Raw genomic sequence first — 26200 nt, 5'->3', positions numbered from 1 at the left:
ACAGCTCCTCCTGAAAGGTTGCTTCCAACAATCCGTCACGCGCCCGTTCCACCACCAAACCGAAACCGCCGCGCTAGCGGCTTACTTGAACCATGGGTTGTTACGGAGCGGCGGTGGCACGCTTTTCTGTTTGCTTGCAAGTCGTTCGCCGCCGCCCGCAAAACCCTGCCGTTATCCGACTGAAAATGCGATTTCCTGCGCCTCTTCGCTGGTCCGTTTGGGCCTATCAATAATGGACGCAAGTAATTCGTTTTTACACCGGACCACAAATGAACCCTGAAGCAAACTCGCCACCCGAAAAGAGCCTAGTTCGCAGGACGCTGCCACATGCACCCGCGTGGATCGCCCTTGCCCTCAGTTTTTACACTGTTGCATCTGACAGGGCGTCGACACACGAAGTTGAGAGCAGAATTGATAGGGCGGTCTCACTAGCTGAGTCAGCCTTCGAGGAATCTCAGAAAAGCCGTTTAGGTGACCCTCATATCGTCGAAGCAGAATGCAATCTCATCGTTGATCGGTCGGCCTTCCCTGGCCTTGGTGGCAGCTCACTTTCGGTGCGAAACTTGGGTGGCGATGCGATACACGATTTAGAGGTAGGGTGGAAACCAATGATGCGGCCGATCCCGAAGGAAATGCCGGTAGTGGACTCTAGAAAACGCATGGTAGAAGACCTGGCGAAACGAGAGATCGAGCATAGCCGCCTTACCGCTAAGTTGCTTGCTGCGGATGAATCTGCGGAAGTAAGCAATTTACCTGATCACTTCAAGCTGTGCTTTGAAAACCCTGGGATCAAGTTTTACGGCCATCTGCATGTTGGCTGGAGACACCGAGAATCGGCTGGGACTGTGAGAAGGGGCCACCCACTTTTTGACTTGCCTGTTGCGGTGTCGTGCGTAGGATTGCTGCATTGCTTCCCCTGGCTGGAGACACCTCATGGCTCGCAAACCTCGTTACGAAGTTGCTGATCCCGCAGAAATCCAAGTCTTTCATGCTGTTCAGCGGTGCGTCCGACGAGCATTCTTGTGCGGCGATGACCCGTTCACGGGGCAATCGTTTGAACATCGGCGGCAGTGGATTCGTGATCGACTGGAGTTCCTCGCAAGTGTCTTTGGAATCGATTGTTTGACCTACACGGTGCTCAGCAATCATTTGCACATCGTGCTGCGTAGCCGTCCCGACGTGGTGGCGGCTTGGACGGACGAAGAAGTTGCCCGTCGTTGGTTGCGTTTGTTTCCCCATCGTCGCAAGCCTGACGGTTCACCGGAGATTCCGTCCAAGCCAGAGATTGACATGATCGTCAATCAACCTGAGGTGCTGGCCGAGCGGCGCCAGCGGCTATCCGATGTCAGTTGGTGGATGCGGTGCACGGCGGAGAATATTGCTCGGCGAGCCAACCGTGAGGATGAGTGCACCGGCCGATTTTGGGAGGGCAGATACAAGCTGCAAAATCTTCTTGATGAGGCGAGTTTGCTGGCTTGTGCGGCGTACGTGGACCTCAATCCGATCCGCGCCGCCATCGCTGAAACGCCGGAAACCAGTGATTACACCGGAGCGAAGGATCGGATCGACGACCTGGCGGAGCGGGAAGATCGCACTCGGCCCAACACTCACGACTGGGAACGCAGTCGGCGGCGTCGTAAGAGTGGTTGGATGAGCCCGATTGAGATCAACGAACAGGATGATCCGGTGGGGCCGTGCCTGGAGAGCTCTGGTCGCAGGGCGAGCTCCAAGGGATTCTTAAGCGTTTCAATGGCTCAGTATTTGGAATTGCTCGACTGGACTGGCCGGCAGTTGCGAGACGGGAAGGTGGGAGTGATCCCGGAACACTTGTCTCCGATCTTGAGCCGAATCGGCTTGGATGCGACGGGCTGGTGCGATGTCGTGTGCAAGTTTGGGCGAGTCTTCAAGCGTGCAGCGGGAACTCCTGAGAGCCTCGCGAAAGAGGCAATACGGTGTGGCCAGCATTGGCTTTGCGCCCACCAAAACCCGCTTGGATTGTCATCGGACTGATCCAGCCGTTTTCCAAGCCGACGATTGCCCCAGAATTCCGTCTGAGTTGACGGCTGCGCGCTGCCGGCCAATACCGAGGTTCTTTCGTGTGCAAGCTCGCAATTCGTTGCTCATGAGCATCCGAGGTGTCCTCCTGTGGCAACAGCGGGTCACTGCCGCTGCTAAAGTTTGTGGGTGGCCCCAGGTTTCGCAGGTTTCGCCGTGCATTCCGAATCGCGATCAATCTCCTGACCTGAGCGTGGTAAGCGGATAACGAAGCCGTGAACGTGCGGACTGGAAGGTCTGATTGACTAGCGGGTGTGACTCCCGCCTGGGTAACTGCTAGCCACAGGCCCGGTATCGAGTGTTGCAGCGGCTGTATAAGACCGATTGGTCGAAGTCAGTCGTTGAAGCGTACACAGAAAGGTATCAGCTCGCGATCTCGACGCTCTGGCTCGCGACTGCTTCTCAACAGTTGGTACACTGATCGACAACTTTGAACCGGGGATGCGTTGTCCCAACTGCAATGATGTGCTTCCTCGTCCAATTGCCGAGTGGATGTCGCATCCGAAATCGTCGAGACGGAGGGGAACCTTCGGTTTCAACGGAGTGGCGGACTGTCGCCTTGCCCCCAAGTCAACAGATGAAAGGATCGGACGAACCATGTGATGCCACGGAGGACGTGAGTCGCGTTTTCTCGTCTGGTTGCAAGTCGTTTGCCCCTTCCCCGTGATGTCCACTGATCTGACACCTGGAGTACAATCTCTGCGCTAGCGACTGCTTTACTCCCGACGATGAGCTTCCGATCGAAACACGCCTTGCCAAATGCCTGAGACGCTGGAGCGATGACCCAAGTGCGATCGCGACCGGTGGGCGGACGTGCGAGCAAGAGATCGCGTTGCTGCTCGAATGGTTCATAGGCGAATGTCTTCGCTATGAGCGGACGGGAAGTCTCACGAATTGGTGGTCCGATGGGGTAATCGAACTGAAAATCGATCAGCAATCACGTGACAGCTACCACTTGGCCGGCGTCACTTGGATCGGAAGCGACGGACTTGCCCCGTTCGACATTGATGTAAAATTGAATCCGAAGACCGACAAATGTTTTGCAAACTGCATTTTCCGTTTGGGGCTCCTCGACCAGTTCGGGCTTCCCTCGCTTTGCGAGCCTGGTCGTCCCGTCGAGATCCGGACGCGGCAAAACCGCGATTGGGCAATGGCGCTCGAGTTGACGCCGCCGGAAGAGGCTGAACAATGACATGCACGGGCGAACGGGTTTCCGGTTTTCTCGTTTGCTTGCAAGTCGTTCGTCATCGAGTGGTCTCAGGCGTCCTCCCCGAGACCGTTGGTGACGATTCGGAATGTGGCTGGCACCTGACGGGCCTTGCCACGGAGTTGGACTTGTGAAGTGGACGGTCAATCGCCCAACGCTGATCACGTGTCACGCGGAACCTCTTTTTGCCCATCGCATTGGAAGACATCGAAATTGAACGAAGAATCTGTTCCGGCTCAGTCGTCTCTGTCTCGCCGCCGCCGAGTCATTCACTTGCTCATTGGCCTGGGATTGATTTGGGGCATTTTGGCGTACCTGGTCGCCCCTCTTGTCTGGCAGAGTGTCGCGCGGGTGGATCCTGCGTTGGATGACGTGCCGCGGATCACGGAAACGGGGGATCATCACCCAGGTGATCCGCTGAACGTGGAGTTGATCGGCACCGAGCTGCAACTTGAATCGATCATGAACGCTGCGGGCTGGTACGCGGCGTCCGCCTTGGGAATCAAGAGCGACCTCAAGATTGCGGCCGACACGGTTCTCTCCAGGCCCGATGATGCGGCGCCGGTCAGCAGTTTGTATCTCGATGGACGCAAGGAAGACTTTGCTTTTGAGCAACCGGTTGGCGATAGCCCACGGCATCGACATCACGTGCGTTTTTGGAAGAGCAACGAGTTGAGCGACGATGGACGCCCCCAATGGATCGGGTCGGCCGTCTATGACGAGCACGTGGGCCTCAGCCGAACGACGGGGCAAATCACTCACGTCACCGCCGCGGATGTTGATACCGAGCGGGACTACCTGTTCGAGTGCTTGGAGAAAACGGGGCAACTTGAATCGAAGTTCATCGTGCGTGGATTCCATCTACAACGCTCCGGTCGAAACGGAGGCGGGGATCCCTGGCAAACGGATGGCGATCTTTACCGCGGGGTGATTCGAGCGACAATGGAACCCGTCGCGACCGCTCAAGATTGAGGAAGGACGGAGGAACGGTCGGGACAGATGTGTGAGGTCGTCCAGTGTTTGATCCCTCTTAAAAAAGAGAACGTCGATGCGTTTTGTTTTGGTGCTAGTCGCCTGTCTGATTGGCACCGCGGCTTTCGGGCAAGCGGATGCCGCGAAGGAACGATGCAATCAGGGGGTGGAATTCTACAATCAAGGTGAGCTGGACAAGGCGATTGTTGAGTTCACCGCTGCCATTGCTCTGAGTCCCAACAACGCGTTTGCGTTCAAGTGCCGAAGCTTTGTGTTGACCGCTCGGGGAGATCACGACCGAGCCTTGGCGGATCTCAACGAAGCCATTGCCCTCGAGCCGAAGGATGGGGACGCACACTTCAGCAGGGGGAATCTGTGGCGACTCAAGGGCGAGCTCGAGAAGGCCTTGGCAGACTACGACAAAGCAATCGCGATCGATCCCGGAAGTGCGTCGGCCTATGTCAACCGAGGCACGCTGTTAGTGGAACAGGGCGACAACGAGAGAGCCTTGGCGGACTACAACGAAGCGATTTTGATCGCCCCAGAACTTGCAGCAGCGTACAGTGGTCGGGCATGGATCCTGGCGACCTCCCCAATTGGCGCATTCCGGGATGGACCGAAAGCGATCGAGGACGCAAAGAGAGCCAATCAGCTGAGCCACTGGAAGCAGGCAGACCAACTCGACACACTTGCAGCTGCCTACGCCGAGGTGGGGAAGTTTGATGAGGCTGTCAAATATCAAGAGCAGGCAATCCGGCTGTCCACCGATGAAAAGTTGACCAAAGAGTTTCGTTCTCGACTGAGCCTCTACCGAGCTGAGAAGCCTTTTCGATCAGAGGCCCCCAAGCAAAAGACCTGAGCTCCGCGTCTGGGCCGTGCGAATTGACTGACGCCATGAGTCAGCCAGCCGTTGCCGTTCCTGCGGTGAGGTCTCTCAAGTTGGCCCGCGTCGGACCGTCTTGTCGAGAGTTGAGAGACCGCCGATTGAAGATGTCGATCCGAACAGGCCAAGCGATCTCGCGAACCATGTTTGGACGATGCTTTTCGCGTTGAGATCCGCGCACAGCACTGCGATCAGAAGGCTAGAAGTGCCCTGCTTCCCCTCGGGAAACTGGCGGTTGCCAATCGCACCGGAAGGTGTCAGCGCAAGGGAAGGGCCATGGTGAAGCCCTCCCTGCCTCACCATGGCCCTATCATTGCTGGAACGATATGGCACCGATCGTTCCACCCTCCCAATCCATGGTACAAGGAGTATCGGATCGCACCGGTCAAATGCTTCAATCGAATTGGTGAGCTGAACCGGTTTTTTCTGACAGGGCAGCGGTGTCTCGGGGCAATGCAACCGTTTGGGATCAAGTCAAAGCGGTTGGCGGCGATGAAAGGCGTGGTGTTGGGGGAGCCTTTCGTGCGTGAGAGCGTGAGAACTCAGGTCACGTATTCTTCTTCGGCTTCGCCGGTCGGGCGTGAGATTTCGCCCGTGTCTTCGAGGTGGCGGACGATGTCGACGATCTTTTGTTGAACCGATTCGACTTCGCTGATCCGCACGCTGCCCAGGTACCCCATTTCTTCTTGCAGGTTCTCGGCGGCTCGCGAACTCATGTTTCGCAGGACCTTTTGCTGGAGCGTTTCGCTGGCACCCTTGAGTGCCATCGCCCACTGCGCGGTTTCGACATTCTTGAGCAACGCTTGGATATCGCGGTCGCCGAGTTTGGAGATGTCTTCGAAGACAAACATCAGGCGCCGAATGTCTTCTGACAATTCTGGATCCTCGCGCCCCAGGGATTCCATGATTGTCCGCTCGATGGCACGTTCGACCACGTTGAGGATTTCGGCAACGCTTTCCACACCACCGGTGTTGCTGTGTTGCTGGTTGACCATGTTGCTGAGCCGCAGCTCCAGGCCCCGTTCCAGTTCGGAGACCGCCGTGGGGCTGGTTCTTCCGATGGCGGCGATTCGGCGGATCACCTCGAGCTGTTTCACGCTGTCGAGTCCGCCCAACACTTCGGCGGCGTAGGAAGAGGGGACGTGCGAGAGCAGCAGGGCAATCGTTTGGGGGTGTTCCTCTCCAATGAACTGCAGCAACGTTTGCGTGTCGACTTTTTTGACGAAGCCGAAAGGCATCGCCTCGATCGTTTGTTGCAGATTGCCGATCAGTTCGCTGGCATCGCGGCCCAGGGCTTCTTTGATCAGTTCCTTGGCGCGTTCCAAGCCGCCGGGGCTGGCGTAGATGGAGCTCGCTTTGCTGGTCAAGAACTCGGCGATCACCACTTCTTGTTCGTCGCCACCGACCGAGTCAATCTGAGCGATTTTGATGCTGATCGTTTCGATCAATCGCGGCGGCAATTGTCCCAGAACCTTGGCTGCGACCTTCGTGGGCAGGCTCATCAGCAAGATGGCTGCTTTGGTCAGTCCGCGATCGTCGACAGGATTGGTGGTCACAGAGTTTTGCATTTCGATTGGAAACCTGCCACGCAAACTGATTGGTGTGACGAACGACGGGGACTTCACTCCTCTTTCATCGGCAATTCAGGATGGCAGCTCAATCGAAGGAAGCCCTGGATGGCTTCGACTTCATTTTGAATCGGAATAGGTGACAGAACCCGCAAACTCGGCTAGGTGGATGCCGATTGGGGGTGTTTGCCGAGCATTCGAACGATCACCCAAAGCACGGCGGCCGAGATCAGCAAGCTGATCCATGGGGAGACGCCCCAGGATGCGGGCAGGGTTCCGAAGAGAATGCAAGTGACGCCAACGACCAAGGCGTAAGGCATTTGTGTGCGAACGTGAAGCACGTGATTGCAGTCACACGCGCGACTGGACAGCACCGTCGTGTCAGACAACGGGGAGCAATGGTCGCCAAAGATTGCACCAGCGAGAACACTGCTGAAGGTAGCCAAGCAAATGGGTGACATCGCCAATGAGGCGGCTGTGCCGGAGGGGGATCCGCCCGACAAGCCCATGTCAGACGCGGCCAGCAGTGTTTCCGACGCCAGCAGTGACTGTTGAAGATTGATTGACAAGGCGACAGCGAGGGGCGTCAGGATCGCCATCGTCCCCCAGCTGGTTCCGGTTGCGAACGCGATGAATGCCGCGAGCAGAAAAACACAGGTCGGCAACCATTCAACGGGAAGACGTTCGTTCAGGATCGAGGCGAGGTACCCACCGGTGTTCAGTTGGTCTTCGCCGGTCAGCGAAGACAACGCCCACGCCAGCCACAGCACTGCCATGGCAGGCAGCATCTGGAGCATGCCTTTCGCAGATCCCATGATGACCAATTCCCAGGAGACTCCACTGAGAGCGATCGCAAGCGTGCCCGCTGCGATCAAGCCTGCGCCTCCTCCGGCGACCAATGCGAGGTAGGAATTGCCGGAACCGATCACGTGACCGAAGTATTGCCACCGAGACATTTCGGATTCGGCTGGTTCCTGCAGCCCGGTGGTGACGAGCACGCCGCTGATCACGATCAGGCAGATCCCGACGGGCATGACAGCCGCGAAAATGTCGGCCCAGGATCCGGCGGGCGATTGTTTGTGGTGTGACCTGGGCTTTTGGGCGGCTGCGTTTTCTTCGGCCCACATGGGGCCAAAGTCGCGGCCCGAGGTGGCGATGACAAACACAAACCACAATGCCAACAACGGGTAGAAGCGATAGGGAAGGCTCTGCAGAAACACGGAGAACGTCATGTTGGTGGCTTCGATGCCGGCGTCAGCGAGTCCTTCTTGCAAGTAGCTCAGTTCGGTTGCAACCCAAGTGCTCACGAGCGTCAGTCCCGCGACGGGGGCGGCGGTGGAATCAACCAGGTAGGCCAGCTTGGCCCGGGAGATTCCATAGCGATCGGCGGTGGTTCTCATCGTTCCGCCCACCAACAAAGTGTTGGCGTAGTCGTCGAAGAAGATCAGCAGCCCAGTGAACCCGATCAGGGATTGTCCACCGCGACGGGTGGAGACGCGGCGAGTCCAACCGGAGATCATCCGAGCCATGCTGCCGGAGGATTCGAGCACACCAACCATGGCTCCGAGTAACAGCGTGAACGCCAAGACGTGCAGGTGATCCCAGTCACGGACCGATTGGTCAATCGTTTGAATGAAGCGAGAAGCGGTCCCCGTGAGAACGCTGAGCGGGCCGCTGGATTCTTGCGAGGCCAAGGTTGCGGCGCCGACCAGGATGCCGATCGACAACGGCACCAGGACACGACGGGTGATCAACGCCAGGATGATCGCGACGGCGGGCGGCAACAGGGATTCGATGCCGTCGGTCATAGCGGTCTCCGTCGATGGGCTGCGAGGCGTCTGAGCGAAAGGGGTTCGTTGAGGGGGGCGGCTATCGCAACCGCGACAAGCGAACCGGAGCGGACAGACTTTGGGTTGCAGACGCTTTGGACAGGCTGGCGGTCATGTAACGCGGGAGCAAGTCAAGGATCTCAGCGCGTTGATCCGCATACGCTTCCAGTCCTTCGAGCAATTCCAAGGCATGCAATCGGATGGAGGCCGCGTCTCGACCACCGTAGTGGCTGGCAATCTTTGACCATCGAACCCCCAGTTCGGCTCGCGTTTGGTTGACGTCTTCTGCTGCGGGCTGATTGTTTGCTTCTCGCCACTGCATTTCGGCTTTTGAAACCGATGCCAGACGCGAATCGGAAGCGTTGCACATCAACGGCACGCCTTTGTCCCAGCGGCGAAGATGCAGGCACAGTGTTCGTCCCAGCACGCCGGCCGATGCGTCGGATTGCTGCATGCGTTCCAGTTCGGCGCCCGTCGGTAGCGTTTTGACGGATGCCAGCAAGTCTTCCAGTTCCGTCCGGGACTGTTCATCGGTCGTGAAGGCGATCAGTCGTTCCGCGTCGAATCCAAACGAAGAGCACCATTGATTTTGATTGTTCAATATCAATTGGTCCAACAGTTCATTGGAACGCAACAGCAGATGATTGAGGTGTTCGGTGGTGGAAATGGTCAAGCGACAGGCACGCCAGCTCTCGATCAACTGGCGGACCATTGGTTCGGACCAAGTGAACGGAGTGTCCGTAGCCGAATCGGATGGTTCTGGCGTTGCTGATCCCGTCACCGCGGCGGTCAACGCGGCCAAGTCCTGGGCACGTTGGCATGTCGTTTCAAACGGCTCAGCCAGCCAACTGGCTCGCAAGCTGAGGTGCATCGCAGCGAGGTGTTCAAGCGATCCCGTGCCGGCCAGTTCCGCGATCAGTTCCCACTGGTCGATCAGTCCAGCGGCTTCCGTCAACTGGAAACGTCGTGAGGCTCGTTCGGTCTCGTCCCACAGTTCCTGCGTCGCTTCGCTGATCTGCGCGTCAGTCCAGCGTGGTTCGCGACGTGGGGGAACAACTTCACTCGGGGGCCGTGATTCCACGGGCGACGGTGACTTGATCTCAGGGGAAGTGTCGGTGGTTGAGCTGGAAGCGAGAGCGTCGGAGTCCGGGGCATCCGACACGGGGGACATTTCCATGGAAGCCTCCGATGTTTCAGTGCCGGGGGCTGCTGGATCCGTCTCGACGAGGGCGGCCACATCGACGCTGGCCACGATGTCGGATTCCACCTTGGCCGGTTGGGGATCCGGCAGGGGAACATTGGATTGGGTGGTGGATGATTCGTTTCCGGACTCCGCTGCGAGTTCTGCCACGGCTGGGCCACTGGGAGTCATCGCCACGGAGGTTGGGGCGGGGGCAATTTCCGGGGTGAAGGCCCCATTGTTGAGTTGCGATTCCGCCGCGGGCAACTCAGGCGTCAGGGACGCGGGTGCGTCCGCTTCGACACTCGCAATCCGATCTGTGGGATTGATGGCGGTGGACGATTGGTTCGCCTGGCGAGCGCCGAGCCAGTAGGCCAAGTAGAACGTCGCAGCAAGGCAAAGCACGGAGAGCCCAATCAGTGTGCGGACCTCCGACATCCAGCGTTTCAAACGTCCTCGATGAGCACGCATCTCTTCGAGAACCTGTTCGCCTTCGTTTCGAGGCGGCAGGTCGTCCAGCAGGGATTGTTCGACCGTTTGAACCCAATTGGTCGGCGGCGTTGTCGCTTCGGCAATCTTCTGTGGATCGCTGGCCTCAATGGCCAGGTCAATCAATTGACCACGCGGGGTGGTGGGCAAGGCCGCGGGAGGGTGGGGGATCAGAACATTGTTTGGAAGCGATGAGTCTTGGCCGGTCGTCGCGAAGAACGTTTCTTGCGAAAACGACTTGCAGGAAACACTTTCCAGTTCGAACGGGAGGATCCGCCCCAGTTGGACTTGTTGATGCCGGTCGATCCGATACCGCGGATCCATCACTCGATAGGCGGACGTGATCACACGGGCCAAGTGGCATTCATTGATCGTCGAAGGCTTGCTGACCTGAACCGACGCGAGCGCACCAGCGCTGCGTTTGGTGGCGGTTCGGATGATGTGCAGGCGGCTTTCGTTGGTTCGCAAACCCAAGGTGGCGAAATGCAGGTCATCGAGCAGTTCGGTCGCCGCTTGGGGATTCGGATGGCAATGACGAATTTGGTCAAAGATCGAATCGCCAGAATCGCCTGCCCGTTCGTCACTCGAATCGTCGGACTCGGCGGTTGGCAAACCTGGCCGCGTCAACGCATTCCCCTCCGCCGCATCACGATCCGAATTCGGATTCGCGTCGTCGATCGAAGCGTCGATCGGTCGGTGATTGGGGTGGTTTTTTTCGGACATGTTCGAAAATGCGAACCGAAGTTCAGGTGCCAACGTTCGGTGGCGGGGGTCCAAGAAATCAGACGTTACACAACGTGAATGCTTGGCGAAGGGAGGCGATCGGATCCGGGTTGATGGGAATGAATTCTTGGGCGAGGTATCCAGTATAGCCGGTCTCTCGAATGGCCCGGATGATAGGTGGATAGTTGATTTCTTGGTTAAAATCCAGCTCTCCGCGGCCCGGATTGCCGGCGGTGTGATAATGCCCCGCAAATTCGTGATAACGGCGGATATGACGGGTCACGTCACCGTGCATGATTTGCACGTGGTAGATGTCAAACAGCAATTTCATGGCTGGCGAATCGACGGCACGGATCAGGTCCACGCACCGATGGATGTCGTCGCCCCAGTATCCCGGGTGCCCTTTCATGGGATGGGAGTCATCGACGCTGTTGAGATGTTCCAGGACGATTTGGATGCCGTGCTGCTCCGCGTAGGGAGTCACCCGCTTCCAACAGGCGACACAGTTTCGAAAGGCGGCTTCCTCGGTGATCCCGGGGGTTTTCATTCCAGTGAACGTGATGACCGAGGGCGAACCGTACTCCACTGCCAAATCGATTCCAGTCCGGAGTGCTCGTTCGACGGCTGGGTGATTGGCGGGATCCAGGGGGCCTTTTTGGAAGCCGTGACTGCCGACCAACGAAATGTCGAGTCCCAGTTCCTTGATCGCGGGGTAGTGTTCTGCGCCGACACCTTCCAGAGCGGTGTAGCCGATTTTCTTGGCTTCGGTGGCCAACGTCATCACGGGCATGGGTTTGAAACACCAGCCCATGATCGATTGTTTCAGTCCGGTCACGGTTTCGTTTGGCTGGGTGGATTCGGTGGCAAGTTGTGTTTGAGCGGGCCGATTGGACACGCTGGGCTGCCCGGATACCGGAGGTGGATTTGAGATTGGCATTGGTAGGCCTCTGGGAAGGGGGCGTGGCGACGAAAGGGCGTGGCGTCTGGGGCATCTATCATGATCGCTTCGGAGGGGGGCATTCAACAGGTCGTCCGAGCTGGAACACCTTGCCGCCAGGAATCTGTCCCGAAAACGCCGGTGGACGCCGATGGTCGTGCGAGACCAAGAAGATTTTGGCCGCTTTTTGGGATCCGATTCAAGCGGAATTCATTGCCCGCAAAATTCCCTCAAGTTGCCCAGTCGGCACAGTCGATACTTCTTTCACGCGACGCCCTGGCGTCGAACCCGCTCGGCTTGTTACATCCTGGTCCACGGGTTGCCAATCTTCGCGGCCATGCCAACCGAAAACACTCGTCAATGGAATGACTCTCTGTGACATCCCTCACTGCCCGTCATCAATCGAAATCGGATTCCACCGACCTGAAACAAGCTCGTCGCGAGATGGAACTGGATCGCATGGCGGGATTGGAAACGCCCAAAACTGTTTCGCTTCCGCTGGCTCAAGTGGCTCGATTGTTGATCGAAGCGGGCCAGAGCAACCGAACTTGGCTGATGGATTTCGCAGATGATGTGGTGCGAATCGACTCGGATTTGTATGACGTTCTTTTGGCATACCAAGATCTCAGCAACGATCTGCGGACCGCTTGATCGGTTGCCCGATTTGGATCGGATCCCTCTCAACGCACGCCCTTAACCACTTGTAACTCAGGAGCATTGCCATCATGCGATCAATCGCTGTCATCAATCAAAAAGGTGGTGTGGGCAAAACGACCAGCAGCGTCAATTTGGCCGCCGCTCTCGCTCGATCCGGTCGTCGCGTCTGCGTGATGGATTTGGATCCACAAGCTCACGCGTCGTTGCACCTTGGAATCACTGCCATCGATGGAAGTGTTCCCTCGATGTACGAAGTTTTGTGCAGCGATGTTTCGCTTTCTGAAGCACGCCAACAAGTCGGTGAAAACCTGTTTGTGGTCCCGTCCAACCTGGACTTGGCTGCCGCTGAAATGGAGTTGGCGGGTGAAGTCGGTCGCGAAATGATTTTGAGCGACAAACTGGCGGACGATGAGGAAGACTTCGACTACTTGGTCTTGGACTGCCCTCCGAGTCTGGGTGTGCTGACGCTCAACGCGTTGGTCGCGGTCGAGGAAGTCTTCTTGCCACTGCAACCACACTTTTTGGCGTTGCACGGTTTGTCCAAGCTGTTGCGAACAATCGAAGTCGTTTCGCGACGGATGAACAACAAACTGCGGCTCAGCGGAGTGGTGTTGTGCATGTACGACGCGAACACGCGTTTGGCCGCCGAAGTCAGCACTGACATCGATGAGTTCTTCGCTGCTTCCAAGGACGGACGCGAGTTCTTCTCGGGAGCCAAGTTCTTTGACACTCGGATTCGCCGCAACATTCGATTGGCGGAAGCTCCCAGCTTTGGGCAATCGATCTTTGACTACTCCAGCGAAAGCAATGGAGCGATCGATTATCAATCGCTCGCTGAAGAAGTGCTGGCTCAGGAAGCGTCCCACGCTGGCAAGCACTCGAACGCTCAGCGTCGAAGTGCAGTGACGCAAAACGCTCGCATGGCAGCCTAAGCTGGGCGGCCGGAGGAATCAGTCCGGCGAAATCAGTCCGGCCATTGTAGTTCTGCGACCGGGTCCCGCGGTGTGATCACGGCGGAGACCGGAACGGGGTGCCCCAGAATCACGAAGGTGTTTTGAAACGCATCGTGCGGACCGTGTCCACTGGGATGAGCAGTGTTTCGGGCCCTGTCGACGAACAAATCACACCGCACGTGGCTGGGCGGTTTGATTTCGGAGGCGTCCGTGGACGCAACCGAGTACTCCGCGAACCACCACACGTGGATGCCTTCTTCTCGGCGTCCCACCCAGCGATATTTCGCGGCATTGGCGACGGTCGGTGCCGGCAGGCACGCGTCGTCATTGGCGAATGTCATGTGGCGGCCGAATGCCAGTTGCTGAGATTTCAACTGGATCGCCGACTTGCCGTCCGCGACGGAGAGAGGATCCACCTCGGAGTTTGAATCGGAGTCCGCTTGTTTCGCTCGCAGTTTTGTAAGCGTTGACTCCGCTTCTTTCAGCAAACGTTCTTCGTCCCCGAGGGTCAAACGAAACGCAATTTCGATTCGCTCGGTGTCCGGGTTCCATTGAAGTTCACACAGCGTTTCCTGGGTGGGATGCAATAGCATCCCGCCCAGAAGAATCCAGCTGCAAGTGACCAGGGCGATCATTCTTCAGAGGCCTCTGAAGACTTGTCTTCAGGCTTCTTTTCGACCGGTTCCTTGCCTTCAGGCTTTTTGTCGGCCGGTTTCTTGTCCTCGGGCTTTTTGTCCTCGGGCTTTTTACTTTTGGACTCGGCGGACTTGTCTGCATCCGGCTTGGCCGCGGGTTTGTTGGAGTCATCTGCTTTGGGATCGGACTCTTTCTTTTCCTGCTCCGCTTTCTTTTTCTGCTCGGCCTTTTCCTTTTCAGCAGCCTTCCGCATTGGATTGCTGGATTTTCCGGATTGGTAGAGCTTGAAGCGGCTTGGTTCCAACTTTGGTGGCCAGTGGTTGTTGCTGCCATCCGTGTCGGCGATCTCTCGTTTGGGATCGATTTCCAGACGAACGATTTCCTTTTCGGTCAGGAACAACCGTTTCACGGTCTGACTGTTCACACGCCAGATTTCAGGTGGCAGTTGAACGTCCTCGGACGTGTTGTCGGCGTAGTGAATGCGCAATGGAACCGGCATCACCAGTCCACCTTGGTTGGCAAACTGAATGACGTAGAACCGAGTGGTCCGACGAAGCATGGCACGTTGTTCGTCGCTCAGTTTGTCGAGGAACTTTTGGTAGTTCTTGCGATCATTTTCTTCGACTTTGTCTTCGTCGTAGTCCGCCGCGTTGTAGAAGTCTTTCAATCCGGGACGCCAATCGATTCGTCGTCGAAGTGGCAGAGCTTGGTTGCGTTCATCGGTCACGTTGTCCTCGCGAGCGTCCTTCTGCTTGCGTTTGCGTTCGGCGGTTTCGTCTGGATCGCCACTGTCGATCAGATACAGTTCGACGCCTTCGATGGAGACGTCCACGTGATCGGTGCTGTAGAACCAACCTCGCCAAAACCAATCCAGGTCGGTCCCGGAGGCGTCTTCGATCGTGCGGAAAAAGTCACTGGGTGTGGGGCGTTTGAACTTCCAACGTTTCGCGTACTGCGAGAACGCATAGTCAAACCGTTCGCGTCCCAGCACCGTTTCCCGCAGGATGTTCAGTGCGGTGGCAGGCTTGCCATAGGCGTTGGAACCAAATTGCAGGATCTCGTCGCTGCTGGTCATGATCGGCCGTTGGTTGCTGCCTCGCATGTAGGGAACGATCTTTTCGGGCGGGCCACGTCGCGAGGGGTAGTTGTCTTCCCATTCTTGCTCGGTCAGGTATTGCAGGAACGTGTTGAGCCCTTCGTCCATCCACGTCCACTGGCGTTCGTCGCTGTTGACGATCATCGGGAAGAAGTTGTGGCCAACTTCGTGGATGATGACACTGATCAACCCATACTTGGTGGCTTTGCTGTACGTGCCGTCCTTTTCCGGGCGTGGGCCGTTGAAGCAGATCATGGGGTATTCCATTCCGTAGACCGGCCCGTTGACGCTGATCGCGACCTCGTAGGGATACTCAAACGAATAGCGTCCGTAGACTTCCAACGTGTGAGCGATGGATTCAGTGCTGTACTGGCTCCACAGCGGTTCGGCTTCGTTGGGATAGTACGACATGGCCAACACGGTTTGGTCGCCCACTTTGACCGGCATCGCATCCCAGATGAATTTACGGCTGGCAGCGAAGGCAAAGTCGCGAACATTTTTGGCGGTGAAGTTCCAAGTCGCACGTTCTTTGGACTTCGATTTTTCGTTTTCCTTCGCTTCTTCGGGGGTGATGATGAATTCCGGGTCCTCGCCCTTTTTCATCTTGGCCAAACGAGTCTTCCATTCAGGTTTCAGGACTTCGTTGGTGTTCTTCAGGGTTCCCGTTGATGCGACCACCATGTCGGCGGGAACATCGATCCGAACGTCATAGTCGCCCAGTTCCAAGGTGAATTCACCGGAGCCTAAGAATTGGTGGTGTTGCCAGCCGGTGTAGTCGGTGTAGGCCGCCATCCGAGGGAACCACTGAGCGACTTCGTAGATGTAGTTTTTGTCGTCTTCGAAGAACTCGTAGCCGCCCCGAGCGCGAATCATTTTCGCATCGACAATGTTGTAGCTGTATTCAATGTTCAGTTGAGTTGATTTGCCCGGTGGAAGTGGTGCGTCCAGGTCCACTCGCATCATCGTGTCGACGATCAGGTGGTCAATTGCATCGCCCTTGGCATCGGTCACGGAGCTGATCTTGTAGCCTCCATCAAACGCTTGTTGAGCGAGCATGGTTTCGACGAACTTGAAGGTCGCCTGAGAGCTGATTCCGGGGGCCGCTTGACTGGTGATTGCGACGGAATCGTTTTTGAATCGGTTTTGATCCAGTTGCACCCACAGGTAATCCAGCGTGTCGGGGGATTGGTTGTGGTAGGTGATTTCGCAGGTGCCGCTGAGCGATTGATTTTCGTCGTCCAACGCGATGTCGATGGCGTAATCAGCGCGTTGTTGCCAGTACTGAGGTCCCGGCGCCCCGGATGCCGTGCGGTAAACGTTGGGTGTCGGCAACCAGGGTTCCAGCGGGTGGAACTTGTCCGTCGGGTCACCATGCTTGGGATTGGGCAGCGGTTGTGCGGAGGCAGGGTTGCAAGCGAACGTGGTCAATATCCATGCCAATCCGACGGTCAGGCAGACCATCACGGACGAGAGACCTGAATTCGACATGGGGGCAGCAAGAGATGAAGGCAGGATCGATCGAAATCGCATCACAATGAAGACCTGAGGCGGTGAGTTACCAAACTGGGATCAAACTGGTGTTTCTACAGGATACTTCGTCTGCAATCACGATTTGTCCCCGTGCCAGGTTCAATCTGGTTAGGGAGTTCATTTTCTCTGCAGATTTGTATTGCTGGGATGTCAAGTCCCATGGATTCCTCCTTTGAGGGGCTCCCACGGTGCTTCCGTTCGAGAGAAAACGATTCAAACGTTACAGACCGAATGACCGGCACGAATTCACGGTTCGGCGACAATCCCATTCGATAAGCCCCGCCCATCTGGCAAAGCCGGGCTAGGTTTTCGTCAGAGTAGGAGCGTGATCCTGCCACATTGATTCACAACCGAATGAAACCCGTTCCATGTCCCAGCGACCCTTCTTGCGATCGATCAAGCGATTTCTGCTCGAAGAAGATGGCCCAACTGCCGTTGAGTACGCCGTGATGCTGTCACTGATCATTGTGACTGCCGCAGCCGGCATCAGCGTCTTGGTGGCCGAGACAAGCAATAGCTTGAGCAATTCGTCAGACGCCATTGCCAATTGAATTGGATTTGCTCCCATGAAAGCCAAACGCCCCACCCGTCCACTCCGGCAGCAATTGCTGATTGACAGTGATGTCCAGGTGGCGTTGATTTTGCGCGCCGTTCTCTATGGGACCGCGTGTGTGACGTACTTCGTGGTGATTCAGTTCTTCACTCAGTCGATGATTCACCCGGGTGTCGCGACAGCGGATTTGTTCCTGTCGCTCACTGACGAGGCCATCTATTGGGTTCCTGGATTGTTGGTGCTCGGACCGCTGATGATCTACGACGTCTTGAAGGTCAGCAACCGATTTGCCGGACCGATCTTCAGCATGCGTCGCGAGATGCAAAACTTGATCGACGGCAAAGAAGGACGCAACATTTCCTTCCGCAACGATGACCATTGGTCAGCAATGGCAATGCAGTTCAACACCATCCGTGAGGAAGTGCTGGAGTTGCGAGCCAAGCTGGGGGAAGAAGCCGGAGCCGCAGAAGACGAGGACATCGACGAAGAGGACGACAGTTGGATGGAAGCCACGCCGGAAGAGGAAGCAGCCATTCCGGTCAGCTGAACCGGTGTGACTGAATTTCTGTCGACGGACTGCACGTGACGGAATACGCGAGCAACACCGCTCGCCCGTCGCCGCGACGACATTGCCGTCGATTTCACGCCAAACCTGCGTCCCGCATCAGCAGCTGAAGGTCAGCCCAGGCCGCCTTCTTGGCCTCTGGGTTTCTCAACAAGTAGGCGGGGTGATAGATCACCAGCACCTTGCTTTCGTGGTACTGATGGAACTGTTGTCGAAGTCGACCGACGGACAGTTTGGTCTTCAGCAACGAATGAGCGCTGATTGCACCGAGGCACACGATGTATTCAGGTCGCAAAATCTGAAGCTGTTGCTCATAGTACGAGCGACAATTGTCGAGTTCGGTGGGTTCTGGATTTCTGTTTTCAGGCGGTCGGCATTTGACCGTGTTGAGCAAGTAGATGTCTTCTCGTTGAAGTTTGCAGGCTTGGACCATTTTGTCGAGCAACTGCCCCGCACGCCCAATGAACGGACGCCCGAGTCGATCCTCGTCTGCACCGGGGGCTTCTCCCAGGAACGCAAACCGGGCGGCCGAATTGCCTTCGCCAAAGACCGTTTGAGTTCGGCACTTGGCCAACATATCGCACTTGGTGCAACCCGCGACGACCGACGCCAGATTGGCCAGCTCCGTTTCGCGGTCAGCAATCGGCAGGTTCTTCCCGGGGTAGGGATCGTCAGAGACCGAGAATGACTCGACGGGTTGCAAGCGATGTTGCGGGGCTCGGGGCGGGGTTTTGACATCCGCGGCGATCGTCGATGGATCAGCCGCTGTCGTGCTGCTCCCTGGTCGGGGGGTGGGCTGCGTGCCTTGGGTCGGCGGACCCGCTTCGGTTGGCGTGACAATCGTCTGTTGCCAGCGTGATTGCCACGATTCGACCGATTCCGCATTCGGTTGGGGGATGAATCGGATGCCGACCCGTTGCAGGTGAGCCAGCAGTTCTCCCGTGGCTTCGTGCGTTTCGCCGGGATCGAGGTCGTTTTCTAGGGAGGTCATGAGCAACCGAGGAAGCGATTTCGCGTCAAAAAAACGGTCATTGCGGGGAAGTTCGAGCAAGGAAGGGATTCTTGAAATGCTCGACGCAGCTTACCATTGGCAGGTTACCACCGATTCGTCGTTCCTTTTACCCTCTGTTCGATTTTTGTCATGCCAGTCCCTCAAGTCGCCATCGTCGGTCGTCCCAATGTCGGCAAGAGCAGTGTGTTCAATTGGCTCGCACGCCGACGTCTCGCAATCGTTGATAACTTCGAAGGCGTGACGCGGGATCGAATGACCACCTTGATCGAGTCTGACGATCAGTTTTTTGAACTGGTCGACACAGGCGGAATGGGGGTCGAAGACGCCGACGATCTGACCAGCGATGTGCGCCGGCAAATTGACATGGCGATCGCCTCGGCGGACGTGATCCTGCTGGTCGTCGACGTTCAAACCGGATTGATGCCGCTGGATGAAGAAGTCGTCGAGCGTCTGCGGGGAGTGGAGCGACCCGTGATCCTGGTTGCCAACAAAGCGGACCAAGAGCACCAAGACATTCACGCCGATGAATTTCGAAAGCTCGGACGCGGGCACCTGATCACCGTCAGCACGACTCAGAATCGACACCGTGATGATCTGATCCAAGTCATCGTGGATCGGCTGCCTGAGAAAGACGAGGACTTGGTTGCTCCGCAGTCCTCCATGAAGGTGGCGATCGTGGGGCGTCGCAACGTTGGCAAGAGCACCTTCGTCAACACACTGGCGGAATCCGATCGGATGATTGTCAGCGAAGTCGCTGGGACAACCCGAGACAGTGTCGACGTGCGATTCGAAGTCGACGGGCAGACGTTCCTGGCCATCGACACACCGGGGCTTCGCAAACGCAAATCGATTCGTACGGACTTGGATTTTTACGGTAGCCACCGGGCACAGCGCAGCGTCCGTCGGGCAGACGTGGTGCTGATGTTCTTTGATGCCTTGGAAAAAGTCAGCAAGGTCGACAAGCAGCTGGTCGGCTACATCATGGAGCACCACAAACCGGTGCTCTTCGTGGTCAACAAGTGGGACAAGGTCGACAAAGAAGTGCCCACGGAACGTTGGGTCAAATACCTGCGTCACCAATTCACCACGTTGTCCTACGCTCCGATCGCCTTCATCACCGGGCAAACTGGACGCAACGTCAAAGCGGTGATGAACCACGCCGCGATGCTTTATAAGCAGGCTCAAAGTCGAGTGTCCACGGGGGAGCTCAACCGGATCCTTCGCGCCGCGATCGACCAGCATCCACCGGCGATGTACCAAGGCCGTCGTCCAAAAATTTTCTACGCCACTCAGGTTTCGACCGAGCCGCCCACGGTGGTGGTGATGTGCACCGACCCCAAAGCCTTCACCCACGATTACCAACGGTATCTGATTGCTTGGATGCGTGACCACCTGCCGTTTGGTGAAGTTCCGATCAAGCTGTACCTGCAACAACGCAGCCGATCCGAAGCCAAAGCGGAACGCGCTGGACAAGGCCGGTCATTCGATTCGTAAATCACACTGCAAAATTGAAACCGTTGCCCCAGCGGTTCTCACACAACGGGTGGAATGCCAGTCGCGATCACTGCCGCTGAAACTGGCGCCAGATGCCGCCGGCAAAGGTGCCTAAGCAGGTCGGCAGGAATGATCGGGCATCACCATGTGAGCCGTTTGGGCGTTCGCCCCGGTTGTACGTGGAAACATCCACGCTTGCCACGATATTTCAAATGCCGAAAGACTCCTGCCGACCTGCTTAGAAGGACCAAAGTCCAATGCTGCTCAATCGGCAGCAGGCACAATCCCATGTGCCGTCCACCTCTTCACTGAAATCCCGGGATTGGAAGCGGACGGCACACGGAGTGAGCCTGCTACACTCCTTGATTCAGCGGTCTTGGGCAAAAGCCCCCACCATCGCAGATTCTGTGCGATGCTACGCGTTCCACTGCAGCAAAGTGCCATGTCGACACCCCATCAACCCGCCCAGCCATCCGAGCCACTCGCCCAAGGCTACCTGCCTCCGCCCGAAACCCATTCGATTGTGATCGGGTACATCGTTTGGATCTTCGGTTTCTTTGGTGCACACCGTTTCTACTACGGGAAACAAATCACGGGCACCATTTGGTTCTTCACGCTTGGACTGGCTGGGATCGGTTGGTTGGTCGATTTGTTTTTGATTCCCGGAATGGATCGTCGGGCTCAAATGCGTTTCACCACGGGGCCAGTGGACTACACGATTGCGTGGATCCTGCTGACGTTCCTGGGGCTGTTTGGGATCCATCGCTTCTACCTCGAAAAGTGGTTCACCGGAGTCATTTATCTTCTGACCGGTGGGTTGTTTGGCGTGGGATGGCTGTATGACCTTTGGACGCTGAACGAACAAGTCGACCAGTACAATCGCCAGGCGGCGTACACGAATTGACGGGTGCGGGACGTTGGTGGACCGCGGGTGAACCGTGAAGTGACGGCACCTTGCGTGGGCAAACCACTGGCGGGATCAAACCATCTACAATGAGGCGAAGCGATCGCTTGGTTCCCAGAATCGAGCCAACTCGTCGCTCCCCACCTGCCCCACTCCCCACCTCTTTCGCGATTGAGATTCACTCATGCGCCGGCCCGCTTTGGTTGCTCTGTCGACCTTCTGCCTTTTGTTGAACTGCCTCCTTGGCTCAGGCTGCTTCGCGGCGGAGCCTCCCGCAGGGGAATCGTCCGATGGCGATCAATTGGTAGCGGAGTACTTCGAACAACAAACCCAGCAACTGAGTGAGCAATCTCTGGCCGACATTGAAACGCTGGAGGATTGGACGAGCCGTCGCGAAATTTATCGACAGCAGTTGCTGGACATGCTTGGGTTGAACCCGTTGCCGGCTCGGAGTGAACTGCACACCACCGTGACGGGCGAAAATCGCAAGGACGATGTGATCGTTGAAAAACTGCACTTTCAGTCGATGCCGGGTCTGTACGTCACCGCGAATTTGTATCGCCCTGCGGAAGTCGATGAGCCGTTGCCGGCGGTGTTGTACGTGTGTGGCCATGGCCGCGTGGTCGAAGACGGCATCAGCTACGGCAACAAAGTTCACTACCAACACCACGGTGCCTGGTTCGCTCGCAATGGCTATGTGTGTTTGGTCATCGACACAATTCAGCTTGGCGAGATCGAAGGCATTCACCACGGGACCTACCGTGAAAAAATGTGGTGGTGGAACAATCGTGGCTACACACCAGCTGGCGTGGAGGCATGGAACAGCATGCGTGCGGTGGACTTGCTGCAGTCTCGTCCCGAAGTCGATCCGAAGCGGATCGGTGTGACGGGACGCAGTGGCGGCGGGGCTTACTCGTGGTGGTTGGCTGCGATCGACGAACGCATTCAAGCGGCGGTTCCGGTCGCTGGAATCACCACCCTTGAAAACCACGTGGTGGACGGCTGCGTCAGTGGTCATTGCGATTGCATGTACATGGTCAATACGTATCGCTGGGACTTCCCGATGGTTGCGGCCTTGGTGGCCCCTCGTCCGTTGTTGATTTCCAACACCGACAGCGACTCCATCTTCCCACTCAACGGCGTGGTCGATCTGCACGCTAAAGTCCGAAAGATCTACGAGCTTTACGGAGCGGAGAAGAACCTCGGATTGCAAATCACGTCGGGGCCGCACCAAGACACTCAGGAACTACGGATTCACGCGTTTCGTTGGCTGAATCGTCATCTTCGTGGCGATGAATCGCTGATCGAGAAGGTGGCGACGAAGCTGTTTGAACCAAAGCAATTGAAAGTGTTCGCTGAACTACCCGGTGACGAACGCGTGACAACGATTCACGAATCCTTCGTTCCGAAAGCATCGATGGAGGACGCACCGAAGACGCCGGCCGAGTTAGCCGCCGCCACCAAGGATTGGAAGGATCAGCTGCGAACCAAGACGTTTGCTGGTTGGCCCGACGTGGCTGCCGCGCCGGAACTGGAGGTGGTCTCACAAGTTCAACGAGATGAGGCCGAAGTCACTTTTGCGGAATATGCCAGTCAGTCACCGTATCGTTTGCCATTGATTGTCTTGCGTCCAACCGAGGCAGCAGACACTCCGCTGTCAGAGCCATCCGGTGCGGATGTACCCTTGGATGTGATCGTGTTGGACCAATCGGGCTGGGAACGAGCCTCCTCTGGATTGGCGGTGGTGGCACCCGAGCGTTTCGCTGACATTCAACCTGACGCGGAAGCCTGGAAACAAATGACGGCGTCCGGCCGCCCGACCATCTTGGTGGTTCCACGCGGTGTGGGGCCAACAGAGTGGTCACGCGATGAACGTGATCGGACTCACATTCGTCGCCGGTTCATGTTGCTGGGACAAACGGCGGCAGGAATGCAGATTTACGATGTGGTCAGCGCGTTGAAGGCCCTGAACCAGGACGAGAACAAGTTGGCAGTGGCCGGTCCTTGGAACCTGAGTGGAAGCGGCGACGCGGCGTTCATCGCTCTGCATGCTTCGCTGTGGTCGGACTCCATTGCCAAGCTTCAACTGACTGATTTGCCCGCCTCAAATCGCCATTCACCCGATTTGCTCAACGTCAGCCGAATTGTTGACCTGCCACAGATCGTCATGATGGCCACCGGATGTGTTTCCGAGGTCTTGATCAGTGGCAGCACCGAGGCCGAGTGGCGGAAACAAGCGGAATCACAACCGCTTCTTTCTGACGTTGTCTGGGGACAACCTTGAAGATTGGGCGAACTGAGCTGAATGGAGTGATGGCGGATCGTGTAGGCTGAGTCGTATCAGGAGCCAATCCAATGCGAAAATTCATGCTACTTGTTGCTGTCTTCTCAGCATTCTTTCCGCGTCACTTGTCCGCTTGTCTGTGGGACCAGGACACACTCGCGATGGAACGACGAGTGTTCCCGGGGGCTCATGAATTGATGGCTGGGTACTTCGTTCGCCATTCGGACGCTTACTACGAATGGCGAATCTCCGACCGGAGGGCCAAGCCCACCGATCAATTGCTTCCCACCGATCTGGACGACATCGCGGTTGCCCATGACAAACTGGGCGATCACGACAAGGCGATCGAGACAATCCTCGAAAAGATCGAACGATGGCCGGAACAGGGACGCTACGAATCAGAAGCCAATTTGGGAACGTTCTACATCCATTCCGGGCAACTGGAAGAAGGCCGGGAGCACATTCGGAAGGCCATTGCGATCAACCCGGACGCCCACTTTGGTCGTGAAATCTATCAGCAGCTTCTGGTGGAGTACTTGATTGAGAAGCGGCGTCCTTCCAAGCAATTGCCGATTTCGGAGGAGATTCAAGCGGCTGCCAAAGGGGTGATGGGCATGATGCGTTTTGGCAATCATGATTCACCCGTGTTGCTGGAGGCACTTGGCGATCTGCTGCTTGCAGATGACAGCGATGAAGACTCAAAGCAGTTGGCCACTCGAGCCTATTTGAGAGCATCCATGGAAGTGGATGCTCCAGAGGCCGTCGCGGCTTACCGTCACAAGGCTTTCGTTGCAATTGCGATGCAGAAGGAGGTCGAACTGAATCAGGTGGAGGAGCAACTGCTCAACGAGATCAAACAGGGCGACGAGTTGTTTCACCGCATCGCGGAAGACGAGACGGCATGGATCGCGACCGGATTGGATGTGGATGCGGAGTTTGAGAAGAAGTACCTCGACTCACCGGCACGGAAGTTTCAAGTCGATGGCGACGTTTCCGAAGCGGAGGTTGTTCCAATCTCCTTTGTCGGAAAGCTCGCAGCCACGCTTGCTTTTGCGACGGGGCTGATCGCGATCGCGTTGGTTGCAAAAAAGAACCAACGCCGTCGCAAGGCGTCAGCCATGTGAAATTTCTTGAGCGCTTTCATCAAGTCCCAGGAACTCAGCCAGTCGATTCACTTCCGATTCCACGGCTTGCCGGAAGACTCGTTCTTTCGGACGACGATCCGCGTAGCCAAAGTCCACCTTCAAACGGCCCGCGTCCACCGCCGCGTTTGCCCAGCCGACGATTTGATCTCGCCAGAGCACCGGCATGGCGTAGTAACCCAATTTGCGTTTGGGCTTGGGTGTGTAGGCTTCGAATCGATAGGTCCAGTTCCACAAATGTTCGAATCGGGTTCTGTCTCGCACGATCGGATCGAACGGGGCGAGGATTCGAACGGTGTCTGCTTTCATGCGTCCACGTCTCCCCAAATCCAGGGACAGGTATTCCACCTCATCGACGATGTCGACGCGAATTCGACCGGCGTCGATCAAAGCTTGTAAACACTGGCGACGATCCGCGACGCTTTCGATCAAGTATTTGAAATGCGACAGTTCACTCAATAGGAACCGACGAGTGGTTGCGCCCATCGCCTGCAGCGCCGCGAGCATCAGTTGCTGCAAGCGTTCTTCGTTCGACAAGGTTGGTTCCAACTCCTTGGCCGCGTCGTAGATGCGGATGCCGTTGTTTCGGCTCGCGACTCGCAATGCACCCCGGTTGTGCAGAGCTTCCATGGTCATCTTTGCGGACCTTGAAAAGCCGCCCCAGTAGTTTTGCACTCGTTCACCACCGACATGCGATTCCAGGTCCTTGGAGTGCATGGGGCCGTGCTGGCGAATCACCTCGAGCGTTTGGCGGTGTTCGTCGGACAATTCCTTTTCCGTCTTGGGATGCACGATTCCCCAAAGATCTTTGGAGAGGAACCCGTAGGCGAACAGGTAGCACTCTTCCAAATCGAGCTCGGGATAACAGCGTTCGAGATCCCCGGCGCGGTAGTTCTTCACACGCTGACGCAGGATCAAGTCCTGGGCACGCGCCGGACAGCGAATCGGATCAGCTTGGACGAATCCGAGCTGCTCCATTGCATCGGCCAGCCCACAGGGTGGAAACAAGCTGTCGGTCAGCACTCGTTTGCGAAATTGGTCCAAGGACGGCATGGCTGGTTGGGTGCGAGTGATTCGAGGGTTGGTTGGCCACAGGCTTCGAACCAGCCCTGGCGGGTTCTTGAGTCGTACGATGGACTTCCAAGTCCGTCACGCACAGCGAAGTGACGACCCGCTGCGTCCGTTTCATCTCCGGCAACCGTGGGTAGCGCTGGATGGCACTTACTTTAGATCCAACCAAGGGGATTTTGTTAGCGGAACGGCGCAAGCCGTCCGGTAAATCGTGGGTGTTTTCCGGCGCGTCACCGGACGGCTCGCGCCGTTCCGCTACAGAGTAGATGGCATTGGGCTAGCGCCGGGCTGTTCAATCTTTGGGGTTGCAGCGTTTCTGGTGTGCGCAAGTTTCTGCCTCGCATCAACCAGTCACCTCTCCCCCAACTTGAGGTCGTGCAGTTTTGAAGTACCGTGTTGCCAAGCGTTTATGATCACCCTCCCTTGGGACGTTCGAAAAATAAATGGTGGCGGGCGTCTG

General features: G+C 56.9%; 19 protein-coding genes. 11 read left to right on the top strand and 8 right to left on the bottom strand.

Features of this window, described 5'->3' with window-relative positions:
• Positions 1-933 precede the first annotated feature (933 nt).
• The 3 genes from RISK_RS24230 to RISK_RS24215 all read left to right on the top strand — a co-directional run bounded on the left by RISK_RS24230 (position 934) and on the right by RISK_RS24215 (position 5093).
• Entirely contained in the window at positions 934-2010 is a 1077-nt protein-coding gene (locus RISK_RS24230; RefSeq protein WP_047816913.1) for a hypothetical protein, read from the top strand.
• Positions 2011-3475: 1465 nt separating this feature from the next.
• On the top strand, positions 3476-4234 hold the full coding sequence (locus RISK_RS24220; RefSeq protein ID WP_236696652.1) for an LssY C-terminal domain-containing protein: 759 nt from the start codon (positions 3476-3478) through the stop codon (positions 4232-4234).
• Positions 4235-4310: 76 nt separating this feature from the next.
• Positions 4311-5093 carry a tetratricopeptide repeat protein gene (locus tag RISK_RS24215; protein WP_047816910.1) on the top strand — a complete coding sequence of 261 codons (783 nt, stop codon included), beginning with the start codon at positions 4311-4313 and terminating at the stop codon, positions 5091-5093.
• Positions 5094-5659: 566 nt separating this feature from the next.
• On the opposite strand, the gene fliG is transcribed toward RISK_RS24215, so the two are convergent.
• The 4 genes from fliG to RISK_RS24195 all read right to left on the bottom strand — a co-directional run bounded on the left by fliG (position 5660) and on the right by RISK_RS24195 (position 11843).
• Positions 5660-6685, bottom strand: coding sequence for a flagellar motor switch protein FliG (fliG, locus tag RISK_RS24210; RefSeq protein WP_047816909.1), 1026 nt, complete (start codon positions 6683-6685; stop codon positions 5660-5662).
• Positions 6686-6846: 161 nt separating this feature from the next.
• Positions 6847-8493, bottom strand: coding sequence for a Na+/H+ antiporter NhaC family protein (locus tag RISK_RS24205; protein WP_047816908.1), 1647 nt, complete (start codon positions 8491-8493; stop codon positions 6847-6849).
• Between the two features lie 61 nt (positions 8494-8554).
• Positions 8555-10906: an SANT/Myb-like DNA-binding domain-containing protein gene (locus RISK_RS24200; RefSeq protein WP_047816918.1), complete on the bottom strand. Its 2352-nt coding sequence runs from the start codon at positions 10904-10906 to the stop codon at positions 8555-8557.
• A 58-nt stretch (positions 10907-10964) separates the two neighbouring features.
• Positions 10965-11843, bottom strand: coding sequence for a TIM barrel protein (locus tag RISK_RS24195; RefSeq protein WP_236696651.1), 879 nt, complete (start codon positions 11841-11843; stop codon positions 10965-10967).
• 375 nt (positions 11844-12218) lie between these two features.
• On the opposite strand from RISK_RS24195, the gene RISK_RS24185 reads away from it, so the two are divergent.
• Together RISK_RS24185 and RISK_RS24180 are read left to right on the top strand one after the other, a co-directional pair.
• Entirely contained in the window at positions 12219-12494 is a 276-nt protein-coding gene (locus RISK_RS24185) for a hypothetical protein (protein WP_047816906.1), read from the top strand.
• Positions 12495-12568: 74 nt separating this feature from the next.
• Complete coding sequence (locus RISK_RS24180) at positions 12569-13432, top strand: ParA family protein (RefSeq protein WP_047816905.1); 864 nt, start codon at positions 12569-12571, stop codon at positions 13430-13432.
• Between the two features lie 32 nt (positions 13433-13464).
• Here the strand turns inward: RISK_RS24180 and RISK_RS24175 are convergent, their stop codons facing one another.
• Both RISK_RS24175 and RISK_RS24170 read right to left on the bottom strand, forming a co-directional pair.
• Positions 13465-14046, bottom strand: a complete 582-nt coding sequence (locus tag RISK_RS24175) for a DUF6702 family protein (protein ID WP_236696650.1) — start codon at positions 14044-14046, stop codon at positions 13465-13467.
• 38 nt (positions 14047-14084) lie between these two features.
• On the bottom strand, positions 14085-16715 hold the full coding sequence (locus tag RISK_RS24170) for a M1 family metallopeptidase (RefSeq protein ID WP_047816903.1): 2631 nt from the start codon (positions 16713-16715) through the stop codon (positions 14085-14087).
• Positions 16716-17083: 368 nt separating this feature from the next.
• Between RISK_RS24170 and RISK_RS24165 the strand changes: the two genes are divergently transcribed.
• Positions 17084-17266, top strand: a complete 183-nt coding sequence (locus RISK_RS24165; RefSeq protein WP_102017663.1) for a Flp family type IVb pilin — start codon at positions 17084-17086, stop codon at positions 17264-17266.
• A gap of 15 nt (positions 17267-17281) precedes the next feature.
• Positions 17282-17815, top strand: coding sequence for a hypothetical protein (locus tag RISK_RS24160; RefSeq protein WP_047816902.1), 534 nt, complete (start codon positions 17282-17284; stop codon positions 17813-17815).
• A gap of 94 nt (positions 17816-17909) precedes the next feature.
• Here the strand turns inward: RISK_RS24160 and RISK_RS24155 are convergent, their stop codons facing one another.
• A complete protein-coding gene (locus RISK_RS24155; protein ID WP_047816901.1) occupies positions 17910-18884 on the bottom strand; it encodes a uracil-DNA glycosylase in 975 nt (324 codons plus the stop codon).
• Between the two features lie 90 nt (positions 18885-18974).
• Here RISK_RS24155 and der point away from each other — a divergent pair, with 90 nt between their 5' ends.
• From der to RISK_RS24135, 4 genes are all read left to right on the top strand, one after another.
• Positions 18975-20339, top strand: a complete 1365-nt coding sequence (der, locus tag RISK_RS24150) for a ribosome biogenesis GTPase Der (RefSeq protein ID WP_047816900.1) — start codon at positions 18975-18977, stop codon at positions 20337-20339.
• A 442-nt stretch (positions 20340-20781) separates the two neighbouring features.
• Positions 20782-21243: an NINE protein gene (locus RISK_RS24145; protein ID WP_063838449.1), complete on the top strand. Its 462-nt coding sequence runs from the start codon at positions 20782-20784 to the stop codon at positions 21241-21243.
• Positions 21244-21427: 184 nt separating this feature from the next.
• The gene (locus RISK_RS24140; protein WP_047816899.1) at positions 21428-23527 is read left to right on the top strand and encodes an alpha/beta hydrolase; all 2100 of its coding nucleotides are present in this window, start codon (positions 21428-21430) and stop codon (positions 23525-23527) included.
• A gap of 83 nt (positions 23528-23610) precedes the next feature.
• Positions 23611-24651, top strand: a complete 1041-nt coding sequence (locus RISK_RS24135) for a hypothetical protein (RefSeq protein WP_236696649.1) — start codon at positions 23611-23613, stop codon at positions 24649-24651.
• Here the strand turns inward: RISK_RS24135 and RISK_RS24130 are convergent.
• Positions 24640-25722 (bottom strand): DNA glycosylase AlkZ-like family protein, encoded by a 1083-nt coding sequence (locus RISK_RS24130; RefSeq protein WP_047816897.1) that lies wholly within the window; start codon positions 25720-25722, stop codon positions 24640-24642. The genes RISK_RS24135 and RISK_RS24130 overlap by 12 nt on opposite strands.
• Between the last annotated feature and the right edge of the window lie 478 nt (positions 25723-26200).

Source organism: Rhodopirellula islandica (assembly GCF_001027925.1).
Taxonomy (GTDB): Bacteria; Planctomycetota; Planctomycetia; order Pirellulales; family Pirellulaceae; genus Rhodopirellula; species Rhodopirellula islandica.
Note: the sequence above shows the minus strand (reverse complement) of the source record. Positions and strands in the feature narration are given on the sequence as shown.